This window comes from Prochlorococcus sp. MIT 0603 (genome assembly GCF_000760215.1).
Lineage (GTDB): Bacteria > Cyanobacteriota > Cyanobacteriia > PCC-6307 > Cyanobiaceae > Prochlorococcus_E.
On the sequence record NZ_JNAW01000004.1, the window covers coordinates 324,240 to 342,297 of the forward strand.

The window sequence follows — 18,058 nt, forward strand, 5'->3', positions numbered from 1 at the left end:
TGCCAACAACAACATTGGCAGAAAATAATCTATGACTGCCGAAAACATGCCTTTACAAGGTAATTTTTTCGTTAAATCTGAAGAAACTGCCACAGAGTCCAACTCTTTACAAAGCAAGAATAAGAGCAATGATTCTGCACTAAGTGAAGATGAATTGATTAAAGATGGTCAACTAAGACCTCGAACAAGACAAAAAACTTTAAGAGAAAACAATGGATTAGAAGAAAATCCCTCTTCCCCAGAAGAAGATGGCCCTAACTGGTCTCATCACAACCTTGTTAAAAAAACAGAACTGACACCTGTTCTGAGACACTACGTTGAGCTAAAAGTTCAAAACCCAGGGCGAATTTTGTTATATAGACTTGGGGATTTTTTTGAATGTTTTTTTGAAGATGCAATTCTTCTTTCTGAAATCCTAGAACTTACTCTTACAGGCAAAGAAGGTGGAAAAACTATTGGGAGAGTGCCAATGGCTGGTATACCTCATCATGCTGCAGAACGCTATTGCTCAATATTGATTCAAAAAGGTCTATCTGTAGCAATATGCGATCAACTGGAAAGTATTCATAACAAAGAAGGGAAACTTATTAAAAGGGGAATAACACGAGTCCTGACACCTGGGACAGTCATTGAAGAGGGAATGCTCCCAGCGAAAAGAAATAATTGGTTAGCAGCTATTTCAGTTGAATCAAATCAAAATAATTCAGATTATAAATGGGGTTTAGCTAGTGCTGATATAAGTACTGGCGAATTTAAAGTTCAAGAAGGGGAAGGTATAAGCAATCTTGAACAAGAACTATTAAATATTGAAGCATCAGAAATTATTTGCGAAGAAGTAGGAAATAAAGTTTTTGAAACATGGAACTCAAAAAATATAAATTTAAATCAACAATCGAAAACCTCTTTTAGTGTTGCAGAGTCCAAAGCAATACTAAGAAAGCATTACAAACTAAAAACAATAGCTGGGCTTGGGCTAGAAGAGTTGGAGTTAGCTCTTAGAGCATCTGGTGGTTTAATAAGTTATTTAAATGAAACTAACCCGCTTATAAAAACAGAAAAGAAGCCTATTAGCTCTAAAGTTCAACTTGAATTTCCAAGAATAAAATCTTCTGGAGAATCATTACTTATAGATGCTCAAACTCGAAGAAATCTTGAAATAACAAAAACTCAAAGAGATGGCCAATTTCAAGGTTCATTTTTATGGGCAATTGATCGTACACTTACATCAATGGGAGGAAGATGTTTACGCCAATGGATCGACAATCCACTCATTACTGCTAGTGAAATACTTAATCGACAAAATGTAATTACTGTATTAGTTAAAGAAAGAGCATTAAGAAAAAACTTACGTAATCTATTAAGAACAATGGGAGACCTTGAGCGTCTTTCAGGAAGAGCTAGTGCAGGACATGCAGGTGCAAGAGAGATTATGGCTATTGCAGATAGTCTTCGAAAACTACCAAGGCTATCTGCAAATATAAAAAATATATCCACAACTCTACCTGAATGGTTTGCCGAACTAGAAAAAATTGATCCAAAACTAATAAACTTATCTAATAACATTAAGAATATATTAATAGATAATCCACCACTAAGCATTACTGAGGGAAATATAATTCATGATGGTATAGATCTAGTATTAGATGGGCTTAGAAATCAACTTGATGACCAAGAAAAATGGCTTTCAAATCAAGAGTTAAAAGAACGGAGGATTAGCGGCAATAATAATCTGCGCTTACAGCACCATAGAACTTTTGGTTACTTTCTATCAGTTAGTAAATCAAAGTCGGCGGAAGTTCCATCTCACTGGATTAGGCGGCAAACTCTATCCAATGAAGAAAGATTTGTTACTCCTGATCTAAAATCAAGAGAAGGAAAGATCTTTCAATTAAAATTAAAATCAGCAAATCGTGAATATGAGTTATTCTGTAATCTGCGAGATAATGTAGGCAAATCAGCAAATATTATTCGTAAGATTGCAAAATCGATCGCAGGCCTTGATGTGCTTTTAGGACTAGCAGATCTAGCTGCGACAAATAACTATTGTGCACCAACTATTTTAGATAATACTTTATCAAGACAAATAAAAATAAAGGGCTCAAGGCATCCAGTAGTCGAGCAAATGTTAGTTGAAGAAGATTTCGAGCCAAATGATATTAATCTAGGTCAAAATCAAGACTTAATAATACTTACAGGACCTAATGCAAGTGGTAAAAGTTGTTACTTAAGGCAAATTGGTCTAATACAATTACTCTCTCAAATTGGAAGTTGGATTCCAGCAGAAGAAGCCTACATCAGTATTGCAGATAGAATTTTTACACGAGTTGGAGCTGTAGATGATTTGGCAGCAGGTCAATCAACTTTCATCGTGGAAATGACAGAAACCGCATATATATTAAATCAAGCAACTGAAAAGTCTCTAGTTCTTCTAGATGAAATTGGAAGAGGAACATCTACATTTGATGGATTATCTATCGCCTGGTCAGTAAGTGAATTCCTAGCGGATGATATTAAAAGCAGAACAATATTTGCAACTCATTATCACGAGTTAAATGATCTCTCAAACAAGATGGGAAATGTAGCTAATTTTCAAGTTCTTGTGAAAGAAACGCCAGAAAAACTGACTTTTCTACATAAAGTTGTCCCTGGTGGTTCAGACAAAAGTTATGGGATTGAAGCTGCTCGTTTAGCAGGAATCCCTTCAAATGTAATTACAAAAGCAAGAGCAGTCCTAAATAAACTTGAAGAGAGAAAGAAATTCTAAGTCTTTGAAAACTGATTTAAACAGATGCTCTTAATAAAGCATTAATCGTTGCTGCTGCCATCGCAGCACCTCCTCTATTTCCATCTATTCGTATTTGTGGTAAATCACAATTTGATAGCAATCTCTTACTCTCAATAACGCTTATAAAACCAACAGGCATTCCAATAATCAAACTAGGAGACATTGCCCCCTGGGTGACTAAGTTCAATAAAACTTCCAAAGCTTTTGGTGCACTCCCAAATAAAACTAAAGGTGATCTACTATTGGAAAATTGATTTGAAAGATCACTCCAAGCTCTCTCTACACCAATTGCAGTACGAGGAGTAGAAGCAGTGGTATTCAATGGAGTCCAATCTAAAACACAATAAACTTGAGATTGCAATGTCCTCATTGCCATTGGTGAAATAGCCGCTGCAGCCATATATGTATCAGTCAAAATAGGTGCTCCTGCTTGCAATGCAGATACGCCTATATGACAAGCATTAGGAGAGAATCTCAAGTAATCCTGGATAGAAAAGTCACCCGTAGAGTGAATTAGTCTCTCAAGAACTTGTTGCTCTAAAGAATCCACAAATGAGGTTTTAAGCCTTGAACGAATATATCGAAGGCTTTCGAGGAAAATCGGATGGTCAATTGTCGTCACTTTTGTTTGCTCAAAAAGAATTTTTTAAGGCATGATTTATAAAGAAATACCAATCAGCTACTCTCATGCCAATACATTTGATCTGGGGAGATGATTGTGGCGGTATTAATAGATCAATAAATAAATTCATTGAACAAGCAATAGAGCCTCAATGGACAAGTATTAACTTAAGTCGGCTAGATGGACAAAATCCAGCACACGCTCATCAGTCGCTTGAGGAAGCCAGAACTCCACCCTTTGGCACAGGTAAAAGGATTGTACTAGTCAATAGAAGTCCATTTTGCAATGGGTGTTCAACTGAATTAGCAACTCATTTTGAAAGCGTAATCAATTTAGTCCCTAAAAACACATATCTAATCCTAATCAATCAAAACAAGCCAGATGGTCGATTAAAAACTACTAAATTATTAAATAAATTAATTAAATCAAATCAAGCATTTGAGAAAAGTTTTGTTCTTCCTGCAATCTGGGATGGAGTAGGTCAAAAACAACTAGTAGAGCGAACAGCTAAAGAAATGAATATAGAGTTGAAGGAAGAAGCAATATTTTCTCTTGTGGAAGCATTAGGAAACGATAGTCAAAGACTGATTTTAGAGCTAGAGAAATTAGTTCTCTTACAAGAAGCAAAAACGATGAAGACAACAATGCAAAAAGTAGTAATTACTAAAGAAACAGTTGATGAGCTAATACATACCATTTCAGCAAACTCTCTTCAAATTTGTGATTACCTTCTCACAGAAAAATGGGGAGATGCTCTTTCAAGAGTGGATTACCTTCTTAATCAAGGTGAAGCAGCTTTAAGGATATTAGCTACAATTACAACACAAATAAGAGGTTGGCTCTGGGTCAGTCTACTTGAACAAAATGAGCCAAAAGAGGTCAGTTTTATTGCTAAGCAAGCAGGAATTGCAAATCCAAAAAGGATTTATGTGATACGTAAACAAATTAAAGGTAAATCCCCTGTATTTTTTATTGGCTTACTTAGCAAAGCATTGGAAATAGAAGAATTATTAAAAAAAGGAATCCCTGCGAAAAATGCATTTCGAGATTGTCTACTAATAAGATAGTGATCTAAATTTAAACTTCTCTAAAAGAATCAAACCTTCACAACAAAGTAAATGACTTTTCTGGTGCAAAAATTTGGTGGCACCTCTGTTGGCAGTGTGGAGCGAATTAAAGCAGTTGCAAAACGAATTGCATCATGTAAAGAAGCTGGGAATGACCTGGTAATTGTTGTTTCGGCAATGGGCAACAGCACTGATGAACTAACTAATCTCGCTTTAGCAATAAGTAGCAATCCGCCTGCAAGAGAAATGGATATGCTTCTTTCTACTGGAGAACAAGTCACAATATCTTTATTATCAATTGCTCTAAATCAACTTGGCATCGCAGCAACATCAATGACTGGTTCCCAAGTCGGGATTATTACTGAATCAGCTTATGGTAAAGCTCGAATCCTAGAAATTAAAACAGAAAGAATTAAAGAACTTTTAAAAGCAGGGCATGTTGTGGTTGTAGCTGGTTTTCAAGGTACAAGTCTTAGTAGTAGCAAAACAGCAGAAATAACAACTCTAGGAAGAGGTGGGTCTGATACATCTGCGGTAGCACTTGCAAAAGCTTTAAAGGCAGATGCATGTGAAATCTATACAGACGTTTCAGGTGTTCTCACTACTGATCCACGTACAGTTCCAGACGCGCAACTCATGAAAAGTGTTAGCTGTGATGAGATGCTTGAATTGGCAAGTCTTGGTGCATCAGTATTACATCCAAGAGCAGTTGAAATCGCAAGAAATTATGGGGTAAAAGTAGTAGTACGTTCTAGTTGGGATGATCAGCCAGGGACAACACTTACAAGCAAAGGTGAGTATTCTCTAGCAAAAGAAGGCTTAGAGCTAAGCCGACCAGTCAATGGGATTGAATTAGTTGAGAACCAAGCAGTCATAGGTCTTTCACATATTCCCGACAAGCCAGGAATTGCAGCAGAATTATTTGAATCACTATCTAAAGGAGGAATAAATGTAGATTTAATTATACAATCTACCCATGAAGAGAATAGTAATGATATCACTTTTACTATTTCAGAGAAGGATTTAAAAGAAGCAAAGGCTGTAACTCAAAAAGTAATTAAAAAATTAGGAGGTGAAGTTACTGTTCAAAACAAAATGGCAAAATTAAGTATAAGTGGGGCAGGCATTATGGGGAGACCAGGAATTGCAGCAAAATTCTTCGAAACACTTTCACAATCTGGAATTAATTTAAGACTAATAGCAACTAGTGAGGTCAAAGTTAGCTGTGTTCTTAATTCTGACTTAGGAACAAAAGGGCTTAAAGTTGTTAGTGAGATTTTTAATCTCAAAAACAAACAAATAAGAATTAATCCTAAATATACTTACATTGGCGAACCTGAAGTTAGCGGTGTTGCTTTAGATCCAAATCAAGTTCAAGTAAGTGTTATAAATATTCCAGATATACCTGGATCAGCAGCAACTATTTGTCGCTCATTTGCTGATGCAGGAATCTGTTTGGAAACGATTGTACAATCAGAAAGAAAGCATAAATTTAATGGTAAAACTATAAGCTTTACTTTGAAAAAATCTGACCGCAAAAATGCAGATAATGCTTTAACTCCCCTATTGAAAATGTGGCCTAATTCCTATATGGAAGATGGTAAAGCAATTGCAAGGGTTAGCGCAGTTGGAGCAGGAATGCCAACAAGTGTAGGAACAGCTGGGAAAATGTTTAGGGCACTTGCAAACGCAAATATTAATATCATGATGATTGCAACAAGTGAAATTAGAACCACCTGCGTTGTAGCAGAAAAAGATGGAATTATTGCTCTACAAAAAGTACATAGCTTCTTTAATTTAAATTCTATTTAAAACTTTTACCTTACCAATTTTTTCCTTAGCTCATGAATTTTATCTCTTAATTTTGTAGCTTGTTCAAAATCTAGATCTTTTGCTGATTGCTTCATCTTCATCTCCAATTCATCAATAATATTAGGGAGTTCCTCAATTGAAATATCAATAGTATTTGATTTCAATTTATCCACAACATCACCTGCAATTTCAACCAAGTCACTATCTAAACCATCTTTTCTTAATTTTCTAGAAAGTTCTAAGAAAGAAAGTATAGAATTATTAGCTTTTTTACCAGCTGGCATAGGTATTATATTATTTTTCTGGTTATAAGTATCTTGAAGAAGTCTCCTTCGTTCTGTTTCTGAAATTGCTCGTTTCATAGAATCTGTCAAATTATCTGCATACAGCAATGCTGTTCCTTCCACATGACGAGCAGCTCTACCTATGGTTTGAATTAAAGACCTTTCTGCACGAAGAAAACCTTCCTTGTCAGCATCAAGAATAACAACTAGAGAAACCTCTGGTAAATCTAAACCCTCTCTAAGTAAATTTACACCAACTAATACATCATATTCTCCAATGCGAAGATCCTGAATAATTTCAATTCTTTCTATGGAATGAATTTCAGAATGAAGATAACGAACTTTAATATTACTTTCAGATAAATAATCTGTTAAATCTTCTGCCATCCTTTTGGTTAATGTAGTTATTAGAACCCTCTGCTTCTTATCAACCCTAACTTTAATCTCATCAATAAGATCCTCTACCTGACCTTTTGTAGGACGAACCTCAATAATTGGATCTAATACACCTGTAGGCCTTATAACTTGTTCAACAATTGAATTACTACTAAGTTCCAATTCCCAAGTACCTGGTGTTGCACTAACAAAAATCGTTTGATTAGCCTTACCCCAAAATTCTTCGGATTTCAATGGTCTATTATCTGCAGCACTAGGCAATCGAAATCCATGCTCAATTAAAACCTTTTTTCTTGATTGATCGCCATTATACATTGCAAGTAATTGGGAACAAGTTACATGGCTTTCATCTACAATCAATAGCCAATTCTTAGGAAAATAATCAATTAAACATTCAGGCGGAGTTCCAGGCTTTCTTCCAGACAAATGAAGTGCATAATTCTCTACACCATTACAATAACCAACTTCTCTTAGCATTTCTAAATCATATTTTGTTCTTTGTTCAAGTCTTTGTGCTTCGAGTAGTTTACCTTGAGTATTAAAAAAATCTATTTGTTCATTTAGTTCTGTTTTAATAGAATTAATTGCTAGCAAAAGTCTTTCCTTAGGGGTCACAAAATGCTTGGCTGGATAGATACATATGGAGTCTAAATTATCTAAAATCTCACCAGTAATTGGATCAATATATTTTATAGCCTCAATTTCTTCTCCAAAAAGTTCTATTCTAACTAATCTATCATCATAAGCTGGTCCAATTTCAAGCACATCACCTTTCACTCTAAATTTACCGCGAGAAACATCAATGTCATTACGAAAATATTGATTACCAACCAACTCTCTTAATGCAGAACGAAGGTTAATATCCTCGCCTACTTTAAATCTTATAGCTGCCTTTAAATATTCACTAGGTATCCCTAATCCATAAATACAACTTATTGAAGCAACAACTATTACATCATTCCGTTCAAATAAAGATCTTGTAGCTGAATGCCTTAACATGTCTATTTCTTCATTTATAGAAGAAGTCTTAGCTATATAGGTATCACTGACTGGAACATAAGCTTCAGGTTGATAGTAGTCGTAGTAAGAAATAAAATACTCAACAGCATTATCAGGAAAAAATTCTCTCAGTTCATTGCAAAGTTGAGCTGCTAAAGTTTTATTATGAGCCAAAACTAAAGCAGGTCTAGCAGTATTAGCAATTACATTTGCAATCGTAAAAGTTTTACCAGTACCTGTTGCTCCTAAAAGAGTCTGATATTTCTTGCCGTTATTAAGTCCATCGACTAAACTCATAATTGCCTTTGGCTGATCTCCTTTAGGAGAATAAGGAGCATTCAAATGATACTTAGACATATAAAGTGAAAGCCTCCAGCAAAACCATTACGTGATATCTCTGATATAAATATAAAAATAATCTTATTTTAAAAGATAAACTAACTTTCCAATATTCATTTATTTAAGAGCAGTTGAAACAAGCGATTGTGGAGAATAAGTAACTTGTCGAATGCTTCGAACCATCGCTACCATTTCCAATTCATTATCCAGACGATTAATAGCTGAACCAATACCAACACCACTAGCTCCACTAACTAAAGCCATTGGAACAGTTACATCTGACAAACCTGATGCACATAACAAAGGTGCTGTACAACCTATCTCTGCAAAACTTTTAGAAAAACTATGTAAAGAAGCTAATGTTGGTGCAGCCTTCTCAATAAGACCTAGGACACCGGAGTGGGAAGGCTTAGAGCTTGTCCCTCCTTCTGTTTGAATTAAATCAGCACCAACTTCTATTAGATCTAAAGCTAATTGAGACTGTTTATCAAGCGACAAGGTATGAGGAACAGTTACAGATAAGACGACATCAGGAAGAAGTTTTCTGGTTTCAAGAGTTAGAGAAAGAACTTCATCTGCATCAAACACTCTCCCTTGTGAATAAAACGAATCAAAATTACCTATTTCAATCATTGTTGCACCAGCCTGAATTGCTGGTGGGAAAAGCTTAGGCTCTACAGCGCTAACACAAATTGGCAGACCAGAAACCTCTAAAGCCGCTTTAACTAAATCTGGAGAACAAGCAATATCCAACAAATCAGCCTTCCCTATAGAAGCAGCTCTTGCAATTTTCTGAACAGAAGATTTATTAAAATTGTTTAACCCAGAAATGACTTTTAGAACTGTATGATTCAAAAAACTCTTATGAAGTTCATAAGGGAGACTCTGAAGACGCGACATTAATTTAAGAACGAATAACCTAATTGTGATATTAGTTCCTGATCAAGAACTAAACCAAGTCAATTTGGTGACTTAACCTAAAAAAATGTCACTATTCTCAAAACCAGAGAAACCTTGGAGCCTTTGGCATGAAAGGCTCCACAAATCACTAAAACACAAAAGCAATCTCCTCCCAAGTGGATCCTCTCTTTTAATATCGATTTCAGGAGGCCAAGACTCGATGGCACTTTTGAGATTAATTCTTGATCTCAAAAGAATTTATCAATGGGAGTTACATGTTTGGCATGGAGACCATGGTTGGCACAAGGGATCTACAAAAATATCCAACCAACTAAAAAAATGGTGCGCCAATCAAGATGTTCCATTCTTTTTTAAAAAGACTAACAAAAAAAATGTGCTTACTGAAAAAGATGCCAGAGAGTGGCGTTATACAAACCTGATAAAGCAAGCAGAGCTACTATCCAAAGCAAATCCTTCATTACCATGCAAACATGTTTTAACAGGACATACTGGCAGTGATCGAACAGAAACTTTTCTGATGAATCTTGCTAGAGGATCACATTTAAAGGGTTTGAGCAGTTTAAAAGAATGTCGAAAATTAGAAAAGGATATTGAACTCATTAGACCAATGTTGATATTTAGCAGAAAAGAAACCAAACAAATATGTAATGAACTGGATATTCCTATTTGGATTGATCCATCAAATTCAAATTTGAATTTTAGTCGAAACAGAATTAGGGAAGAAGTAATACCTGTTCTAGAAGATCTTCACCCCGGAAGCAGTATTCGAATAGCACAACTTGCAGATAATCTTTCAAAATTAGATCGTGATCAATATCAACTAACGAAATTTGCAATTAAAGCAATAAGCTATGGGCAAGGATTGTGCAGAGAAAAAGTCGGCAAGCTTTCTCTGACAGCAAGAGCAATGATCTTAACTCATTGGATCAGAGAAAATAATGGCCCTATTTTATCGACTAAACAACTTCAAGAATTTAGTAGAAAAATTTCACCAGGCAAGCCTCCTGGAACGATCCATTTATCAGATGGATTACAAATTAGCTGGAACAAGCACTCAATATTGATAATTAAATAATCGCTTTTTTCAAAAAATATCAACCCACTGCAGAACGACGTCGTCTTGTCCTGCCAATAGGTTCTTCATTCTTAGTAGCATCATCTAAATTAGTTTTTGCATCAATCTTAGTTTTCGCGATATGAGATTGATCTGGTTGACTATGTTGATTAGACGCTTGGTTTCTAGAAGGATTTACCTTTTTTTGAATGCCTTGAGAATGATTAGGTTCCTCATCAAGTCTCCCTTTATAAGCTGGGGTACCACTAGGTGCAGGCTGCACTAAACAAAGTATTAAGGGCTCTACTTGAAACTCTCTACGCATTCTTCTTGCTAAACCAGATTCAACTTCTCTTTGAAATCCAATCCAATCTACTTCAACAGAATTTGAACTGACCTGCCTAGACAATTGTTTCCATCTATTCTGCAAAACCCATACAATTTCCTTTTCTGTCCACAAAGACATCTTTCGTGGTTCAGCAGTTGTCACTACTCCTCTTAAATTGACACGAGGCGGGGCAACCATCACCCCATCAGTACTAACCGCTACCAAAAGAGTAATTACACCATCTTCAGCAAGTTGTTGCCGTTCTTTTAAAACACGTGCATCTACAATCCCATTTCTAGATGCATCTAGAAGCTCGATCCCAGCTTTGACTGGTTGACCTCTACTAATTGAATTAGAAGTTAGTTGGACTACATCTCCATTCTCAAGAAGCAAAATATTGTTCTCTGGAACCCCCATAGACTGAGCACTCTTACTATGACAAACAAGCATTCTGTGCTCTCCATGAACTGGTACAAAATACTTTGGTTTTGTTAATGCCAACATCAACTTCTGATCTTCTTGAAAACCATGTCCAGAAACATGGATTCCTTCTCCCTTTCCATAGACGACTTTTGCGCCAAGTTGCATTAAACGATCAATAGTATTCACTACAGATATTGTGTTTCCTGGAATTGGACTAGCTGAAAAAATAATTGTATCTGTTGTTTTGACTTGAACATGTTGATGCTCTCCTCTTGATATACGACTTAAAGCTGCCAATGGTTCTCCCTGACTTCCTGTCATTAGCAACAATGTCTCTCGATCTGGCATATCTCTAATTTGTTTTATAGGAACAAATAACTCATCAGGAGCCTTCATGTAGCCGATTTCCCTTGCTTTAGCTATTACATTCAACATTGATCTACCAAGTAATCCAACTTTTCGTCCATGCTTAAGAGCTAGTTCCAAAATCATCGCAACACGATGAATTGAACTTGCAAAAGTGGTAATAATTACTCTCCCCTCTGCTTCAGAAACATGACGTTCTAAAGAAGGAAAGACTGTTCTTTCAGATGGACACCAACCTGGAACTTCTGCATTAGTTGAATCACTAAAAAGGCACAAAACACCTTGTTCTCCATGATGAGCAAGACGAGCAAGATCAAAATGCTCACCATCTACAGGGGTATGATCAAACTTAAAGTCACCAGTAAATATTACTGTTCCAACTGGTGTTTTAATAGCTAACGAGAAACTGTCAGCCATAGAATGAGTATTTCTAATAAATTCAACAGAAAAAGATTGACCTACTTTCACCACGTCTCTAGGGCCAACTGTTTGAATTGTTGTTCTATCTGTTACCCCCGCTTCTTCCATTTTTCCCTGCAACATTGACATTGCCAAGCGCGGTCCATATATGACAGGAATATTGAAATGCTTTAAGTGATGTGAAATTCCCCCTATGTGATCTTCATGCCCATGGGTAACAATCATTCCTCTAATTCTTCTCTGATTCTCACGCAAATAGCTTGTATCAGGCATAACAACATTTACACCATGCATTCCATCACTTGGAAAAGCTAAGCCTGCATCCACAAGCATTAATTCATCTCCATATTCAAAAACGCATGTATTCTTGCCAATCTCATGCAATCCACCAAGAGGGATCACCTTTAGGGTTGGTTCTTTAGAATTAGGATCTTTAGAAGAGTTAATAGGAGAATTCTTAGCACTGATAGTCATGAGAAAAGCATAATAAACGACTTGGATTTACTAATGAGATTAAGGCTCTCAAAAAGGCAATTGCAAAAACCCTTTTAGGTTTCTCGCAAGGCTGTGAGGGTTTTGAAGAGTTCTTTTTTCATTTGATCACTTAAAGGAGATAATGGACTGCGTGGTTCGCCTACAGGCCATCCAACAAGTTCAAGGGCTGCTTTCACAGGGATGGGGTTAGTTGTAGCAAATAAAGCTGAAAAAAGCGGTTGCAACTGTTCGTGATATCCAAGAGCAAGCCTACATTGGCCTGAGCAATATGATTCAATCATTGCTTTTAGACTCGGACCAACTAGATGACTCGCTACACTAACAACTCCAACAGCACCAACAGATAACATTGGAAGAATGAGACTATCATCTCCACTATAAATTGCCAATGAAGAACCACATCTCATTCTCAATTCAGTAACTTCTGTTGTATTACCACTAGCAGCTTTGAAACTAATAATATTTGGAGAATCCATAAGTTTTTCAACAGTCTCTGGCAGGATTGAACAACCAGTCCTTCCAGGAATGTTGTAAAGCATTAGAGGCAAGTCTGGCGCAGCTTTGGCAACAGCTCGAAAATGTTCTTCTAAGCCCTCTTGAGGAGGCTTATTGTAATAGGGAACTACGACTAAGGCACCATCTGCACCTGCTGCGGCTGCATGAGCAGTTGCATTAATAGCTTCAGAAGTACTATTACTACCAGTACCAGCCAAAACCTTGATTTTTTCATCAACTGCATTCCTAACAGTGTCGAGTAATTGATACTGTTCTTTCCAAGTAAGAGTTGGTGATTCTCCAGTAGTTCCACACACAACAATTCCATCAGAACCCTGTGCAGCCAAGTGTTTTGCAAGTTTCGCTGCTACAGCAAAATCTACAGATCCATCTTGAGCAAATGGAGTAACCATTGCCGTAAGCAAACGTCCAAATGGAGCAGGTGATAATTCGGCGAGATTACTCATGATCCTTTAAACAAAAGTTCAGCAATTTGAATGGCATTTAATGCAGCACCTTTTCGAATTTGATCGCCACACAACCACAATTCCAAAGCATTTGGATTACTGAAATCTTTTCTAATTCTTCCTACTGCAATATCATCTTTTCCATTGACATCACTTGGCATTGGGAATCTATTAACTTTAATATCTTCTAATAATTTAACACCTGGTGCATTACTTAATATCTCCCTAGCCTCATCTAAAGGAAATGGCTCGTTAAACTCAATATTTACTGATTCAGAATGTGCTCTTAGAACAGGAACTCTTACACAAGTAGAAGTTATTGAAAGATTAGGTTCACTCATAATCTTTCTTGTTTCATTGATCATTTTCATTTCCTCTTCACAATAATTGTTTTCTTGAAGAGGGGAATTATGAAGAAACAAATTAAATGCAAGAGAATATGGCAAAACTTTACTTTGAGGAGTCTTTCCATTTAAAACATCCTGAGTAAGTTGTTTTAACTCCTCCATAGCCTTAGCTCCTGCACCACTGGCAGACTGGTAAGTCGAAACAACAACTCTTTTAATTGGAAGCCTAGATGCTAGAGGCGCTAAAACTAAAGATAAAAGAATGGTGGTGCAATTGGGATTAGAAATTACTCCTTTATGGGTAAACACTGCATCTGGGTTAACTTCTGGGACAACCAAAGGAACATCAGGTTCCATTCTGAATGCATTGGAATTATCTACCATTACTGCACCTAAAGAATTGATAATCGGTCTCCATTGTTTAGAAATAGAGCTCCCTGCTGAAGCCAAAACTAAATCAACATTTTCAAATTTTTCTTTAGAAACCTTTTCTATCAAAAGATTCTGTCCTTTCCAAAATTGTTTTTGACCAGCAGATCTTTCCGACGCCAATAATCTCAATTCCTTGATTGGAAACATTCGTTCTTCAAGTATTTTCAAAATTTCAACACCAACTGCTCCGGTTGAACCAAGAACAGCAATAGTTGGAGGCCGATCCGATAAGAAGTGATTAAAAGTCAAACCATCAAAAGCAAAAGGTAATTCTTAAAGAATCAATGCTATCCAAATTTGCAAAATCAAAACAGACTAATGTCCAAAAATCGATAAAAGAATAATAGTTTTTGATAGATGGTCTTACTCTTCCATAAAGTAATAGGCCAATGAGGTCTGATCCTAAGCAAACCAATGAGCATTCCCCAATTAAAAATTAAAACCAAATCTCTTCCTAAAAGTCGCCTAGCAATTGAGTTTGAAGTCCCAGCTCAACAATGCAATGCAAGTTTTGAAGATGCCATATCTACTTTGTGCAAATCTGCAAATCTTCCTGGTTTTAGAAAAGGTAAAGTTCCTAAAGCAGTTATTTTGCAGCAAATTGGATCCAAAAGAATTCAAGCTTCAGCATTAGAAAAATTGTTAGAGAAAGTTTGGAAAGAAGCACTAAAAGATCAAACAATAGAACCTCTTTGCGAACCAGAGTTAACAGGAGGGTTCGAATCATTACTCGAAACTTTCAATCCAGACAAATCATTAAAACTAACCTTAGAAACAGACATAACACCTACTCCCAAACTCAAAGCTTCAAAAGGTCTGACTGCTGAGGCAGAATCAATCTCATTTGATAAAAGCAAAGTGGATGAACTAATAGAGCAGTCTCGGAAACAACTTGCCACGATCATCCCAGTAGAAAACAGGCCAGCATCGCAAGGGGATATTGCTGTAGTAAGTTTCAGCGGAACTTTTGCTGATGATGGAACTGAGATAGATGGAGGTAGTGGAGAATCAATGGACATAGAACTCGATAAAGGTCGCATGATCCCAGGGTTCATTGAAGGAATTTGTGGTATGAAAATCAATGAAAAAAAAGATATTGAATGCACTTTCCCCAAAGATTATCAAGATGAAAAAGCCCGTGGAAGAAAAGCATTATTTAATATTCAATTAAAAGATATAAAAGAACGCGAACTACCTAAACTTGATGATGCTTTTGCCAAACAAGCAGGGAATAAAGAAACTATGACTGAGCTTCGGAATGATCTGACTAATAGGTTAAAAGAAGATGCGGAAAAGCGTAATAAAAAAAATCGTCAAGATTCCCTACTAGAAGCTCTAGTTAAAGAATTAGAAGTTGAGTTGCCAAAAACACTCATTGATCAGGAAATCCGCAATTTAATTGAGCAAACTGCAAGAAATTTTGCACAGCAAGGAATGGATGTGAAATCAACTTTCACTCCAGAACTAGTTAATTCCCTTATGGAATCATCTAGGCCTGAAGCAGAAGCAAACCTCAGAAATAACTTTGCTCTAAATGCTCTAGCAAAAGAACTGAAAATAGAAATAGATGAAAAAGTACTGGAAAACAAACTAAAAGAAGTCAGAAAAGAACTTGCTGGAGAGAAAAATATTGATCAGAGTAAATTGAAAGAAGTAGTGAAAGATGATCTTCTTGAAGAAAAACTTTTTGAATGGCTTGAAGAAAACAATACCGTTGTAGAGAAAACCTCAGAAAGCCAATCAAAAGCAAAAAATAAGTTTTCAACTAAGCAAAAAGCGTCCACATCAAAACCTAAGAAAAAAACTAAAGATTGACCAATCAGATAAATTACACTTATAAATTATTAAACGACTGGCTTTCTAATTAAAGGTGATTCACGCCAATTACTTGCATCCAATTAAAAACCAATGGATCAGTGAACTTCCAACTTCTGGTACTGGGATACTGCCAACGGTAGTGGAACAATCTGGACGTGGAGAAAGAGCCTTTGATATCTACTCTCGGCTTCTTAGAGAAAGAATCATTTTTCTTGGAACAGATGTCAATGATGAAGTCGCAGATGCATTAGTTGCACAAATGCTTTTTTTAGAAGCTGAAGATCCTGAAAAAGATATTCAACTGTATATCAATTCTCCAGGAGGATCAGTAACTGCAGGTCTGGCTATCTATGACACTATGCAGCAAGTTGCCCCTGACCTTGTAACTATCTGTTATGGCCTTGCAGCGAGTATGGGATCTTTTTTGCTTACAGCTGGTGCTAAAGGGAAAAGACTAGCCTTACCAAATTCACGAATCATGATCCACCAACCCTTAGGAGGAGCACAAGGTCAAGCGGTTGAAATTGAAATCCAAGCAAAAGAAATTCTTTTTCTAAAAAACACCTTAAATAGCTTGCTTTCAGAACATACAGGTCAATCAGTTGAAAAAATTTCTGAAGATACAGACAGAGACCACTTCCTTTCTCCTCAAGAAGCGGTTGAATACGGCCTGATAGACAAAGTAATGAACAGCATTAACTAAAAGAAATCATTACGGAAAGCTGACTAACCACCTATTCGTGACGATCCTATTAGTAAGAGCTGATCATTATTTTATAGATCATCTTTTCATCCTGGTATCTTCCAAACGCGATGGCAAAATTTGAAGCCCATCTGAAATGCTCATTCTGTGGTAAATCACAAGAGCAAGTTAGAAAATTAATTGCAGGGCCAGGCGTTTATATCTGTGACGAGTGTATAGATTTATGCAACGAAATTTTGGATGAAGAGCTAATAGAAACATCAGAAAAAACAAAGCATGGGAACAATCAAAAAATAGAATCCTCTGTAGTTAATAGCAGTAAACCTGCACCAACCCTAAGCTCCATACCTAAGCCAATAGCAATAAAAGAATTCTTAGATCAGCAAGTAGTAGGTCAAGAAGAAGCGAAAAAAATTCTTTCTGTTGCAGTCTATAACCATTACAAACGCCTTACATGGCAAGGCAATGAGGCTATCCAAGAAAATCTTCAAGAAACGAAACTGCACAAATCTAATATTTTACTTGTAGGTCCTACAGGAAGTGGAAAAACACTTCTTGCTCAAACCCTTGCGGAATTTCTTGATGTTCCATTTGCTGTTGCAGATGCAACTACTCTTACAGAAGCTGGGTATGTAGGAGAAGATGTTGAAAATATCCTCCTCAGACTCCTTCAGAAATCAGATATGGAAGTGGAAGTTGCTCAACGAGGAATTATTTATATTGATGAAATTGATAAGATTGCACGCAAAAGTGAAAACCCCTCTATTACTAGAGATGTTTCGGGAGAAGGAGTTCAGCAAGCTTTATTAAAAATGCTTGAAGGAACAGTAGCTAATGTGCCACCACAAGGAGGTAGGAAACATCCTTATCATGACTGCATACAAATTGATACGAGCCAAATCTTGTTTATCTGTGGGGGTGCATTTGTTGGATTAGAAGATATTGTTCAAAAGAGACTGGGGAAAAATTCCATTGGTTTTATGACTTCAGATGGTCGAAATAAGAATCGTAAAAATAATGAAATACACAAGCTCCAAGTCTTAAATAATTTAGAGCCTGATGATTTAGTGCGTTATGGACTCATACCAGAATTCATTGGTCGAATGCCAGTAACTGCAACCCTTGAGCCTCTCAATGTTGAAGCATTGGAAGCAATACTCCAAGAGCCAAGAGATGCTGTAATCAAGCAATTTATAACATTAATGAGTATGGATAATGTACATCTAACTTTTGAAAATGGCGCTATAAAATCAATCGCTCAAGAAGCATTTAAAAGAAAAACTGGTGCTAGAGCTTTAAGAGGAATCGTAGAAGAATTAATGCTTGATTTAATGTATAAGCTGCCATCACAAGAGGAAATAAAAAACTGTAAAGTTACTAAAGAGATGGTAGAAACAATGACTGGTGGGGAAAAAATTGTGCCATTACCTTCATCTGATAAAAGAGACAAACAAGAATCTGCTTAGATCAACAACACATTAATTC

13 protein-coding genes are annotated in these 18,058 nt (G+C 36.4%); 7 read left to right on the forward strand and 6 right to left on the reverse strand.

Features of this window, described 5'->3' with window-relative positions:
• Positions 1-31 precede the first annotated feature (31 nt).
• Complete coding sequence (gene mutS / locus EV07_RS08720) at positions 32-2,764, forward strand: DNA mismatch repair protein MutS (protein WP_036919540.1); 2,733 nt, start codon at positions 32-34, stop codon at positions 2,762-2,764.
• A 16-nt stretch (positions 2,765-2,780) separates the two neighbouring features.
• Here the strand turns inward: mutS and EV07_RS08725 are convergent, their stop codons facing one another.
• Positions 2,781-3,407, reverse strand: coding sequence for a precorrin-8X methylmutase (locus tag EV07_RS08725; RefSeq protein WP_036919542.1), 627 nt, complete (start codon positions 3,405-3,407; stop codon positions 2,781-2,783).
• A 65-nt stretch (positions 3,408-3,472) separates the two neighbouring features.
• Between EV07_RS08725 and holA the strand changes: the two genes are divergently transcribed.
• Together holA and EV07_RS08735 are read left to right on the forward strand one after the other, a co-directional pair.
• Positions 3,473-4,474, forward strand: a complete 1,002-nt coding sequence (holA, locus tag EV07_RS08730) for a DNA polymerase III subunit delta (RefSeq protein WP_036919544.1) — start codon at positions 3,473-3,475, stop codon at positions 4,472-4,474.
• Positions 4,475-4,525: 51 nt separating this feature from the next.
• Positions 4,526-6,286, forward strand: a complete 1,761-nt coding sequence (locus EV07_RS08735; RefSeq protein ID WP_036919546.1) for an aspartate kinase — start codon at positions 4,526-4,528, stop codon at positions 6,284-6,286.
• A gap of 5 nt (positions 6,287-6,291) precedes the next feature.
• On the opposite strand, the gene uvrB is transcribed toward EV07_RS08735, so the two are convergent.
• Positions 6,292-8,322, reverse strand: a complete 2,031-nt coding sequence (gene uvrB, locus EV07_RS08740) for an excinuclease ABC subunit UvrB (protein WP_036919547.1) — start codon at positions 8,320-8,322, stop codon at positions 6,292-6,294.
• 99 nt (positions 8,323-8,421) lie between these two features.
• Positions 8,422-9,204 (reverse strand): DUF561 domain-containing protein, encoded by a 783-nt coding sequence (locus tag EV07_RS08745; RefSeq protein ID WP_036919549.1) that lies wholly within the window; start codon positions 9,202-9,204, stop codon positions 8,422-8,424.
• 85 nt (positions 9,205-9,289) lie between these two features.
• On the opposite strand from EV07_RS08745, the gene tilS reads away from it, so the two are divergent.
• The gene (gene tilS, locus EV07_RS08750) at positions 9,290-10,300 is read left to right on the forward strand and encodes a tRNA lysidine(34) synthetase TilS (RefSeq protein ID WP_036919550.1); all 1,011 of its coding nucleotides are present in this window, start codon (positions 9,290-9,292) and stop codon (positions 10,298-10,300) included.
• Between the two features lie 19 nt (positions 10,301-10,319).
• Here the strand turns inward: tilS and EV07_RS08755 are convergent, their stop codons facing one another.
• The 3 genes from EV07_RS08755 to EV07_RS08765 form a co-directional block, all read right to left on the reverse strand.
• The gene (locus EV07_RS08755) at positions 10,320-12,290 is read right to left on the reverse strand and encodes a ribonuclease J (RefSeq protein WP_036919552.1); all 1,971 of its coding nucleotides are present in this window, start codon (positions 12,288-12,290) and stop codon (positions 10,320-10,322) included.
• A 74-nt stretch (positions 12,291-12,364) separates the two neighbouring features.
• Positions 12,365-13,273: a 4-hydroxy-tetrahydrodipicolinate synthase gene (gene dapA, locus EV07_RS08760; protein ID WP_036919554.1), complete on the reverse strand. Its 909-nt coding sequence runs from the start codon at positions 13,271-13,273 to the stop codon at positions 12,365-12,367.
• Positions 13,270-14,301: an aspartate-semialdehyde dehydrogenase gene (locus tag EV07_RS08765; protein ID WP_036919557.1), complete on the reverse strand. Its 1,032-nt coding sequence runs from the start codon at positions 14,299-14,301 to the stop codon at positions 13,270-13,272. Before EV07_RS08765 ends, dapA begins: the two co-directional genes overlap by 4 nt.
• Positions 14,302-14,466: 165 nt before the next feature.
• Between EV07_RS08765 and tig the strand changes: the two genes are divergently transcribed.
• From tig to clpX, 3 genes are all read left to right on the forward strand, one after another.
• Positions 14,467-15,867, forward strand: a complete 1,401-nt coding sequence (tig, locus tag EV07_RS08770) for a trigger factor (RefSeq protein ID WP_036919559.1) — start codon at positions 14,467-14,469, stop codon at positions 15,865-15,867.
• Between the two features lie 55 nt (positions 15,868-15,922).
• Positions 15,923-16,573 carry an ATP-dependent Clp endopeptidase proteolytic subunit ClpP gene (gene clpP / locus EV07_RS08775; RefSeq protein ID WP_036919562.1) on the forward strand — a complete coding sequence of 217 codons (651 nt, stop codon included), beginning with the start codon at positions 15,923-15,925 and terminating at the stop codon, positions 16,571-16,573.
• Positions 16,574-16,683: 110 nt separating this feature from the next.
• Positions 16,684-18,039, forward strand: coding sequence for an ATP-dependent protease ATP-binding subunit ClpX (gene clpX / locus EV07_RS08780; RefSeq protein ID WP_036919564.1), 1,356 nt, complete (start codon positions 16,684-16,686; stop codon positions 18,037-18,039).
• Positions 18,040-18,058 lie beyond the last annotated feature (19 nt).

Bases quoted from the DNA above. Each gene is read 5' to 3' on its own strand.
- uvrB (WP_036919547.1), bottom strand. From the start codon at position 8,322: ATGTCTAAGTATCATTTGAATGCTCCTTATTCTCCTAAAGGAGATCAG.
- EV07_RS08745 (WP_036919549.1), bottom strand. From the start codon at position 9,204: ATGTCGCGTCTTCAGAGTCTCCCTTATGAACTTCATAAGAGTTTTTTG.
- holA (WP_036919544.1), top strand. From the start codon at position 3,473: ATGCCAATACATTTGATCTGGGGAGATGATTGTGGCGGTATTAATAGA.
- tig (WP_036919559.1), top strand. From the start codon at position 14,467: ATGAGCATTCCCCAATTAAAAATTAAAACCAAATCTCTTCCTAAAAGT.
- EV07_RS08755 (WP_036919552.1), bottom strand. From the start codon at position 12,290: ATGACTATCAGTGCTAAGAATTCTCCTATTAACTCTTCTAAAGATCCT.
- dapA (WP_036919554.1), bottom strand. From the start codon at position 13,273: ATGAGTAATCTCGCCGAATTATCACCTGCTCCATTTGGACGTTTGCTT.
- tilS (WP_036919550.1), top strand. From the start codon at position 9,290: ATGTCACTATTCTCAAAACCAGAGAAACCTTGGAGCCTTTGGCATGAA.
- mutS (WP_036919540.1), top strand. From the start codon at position 32: ATGACTGCCGAAAACATGCCTTTACAAGGTAATTTTTTCGTTAAATCT.
- EV07_RS08735 (WP_036919546.1), top strand. From the start codon at position 4,526: ATGACTTTTCTGGTGCAAAAATTTGGTGGCACCTCTGTTGGCAGTGTG.
- clpX (WP_036919564.1), top strand. From the start codon at position 16,684: ATGGCAAAATTTGAAGCCCATCTGAAATGCTCATTCTGTGGTAAATCA.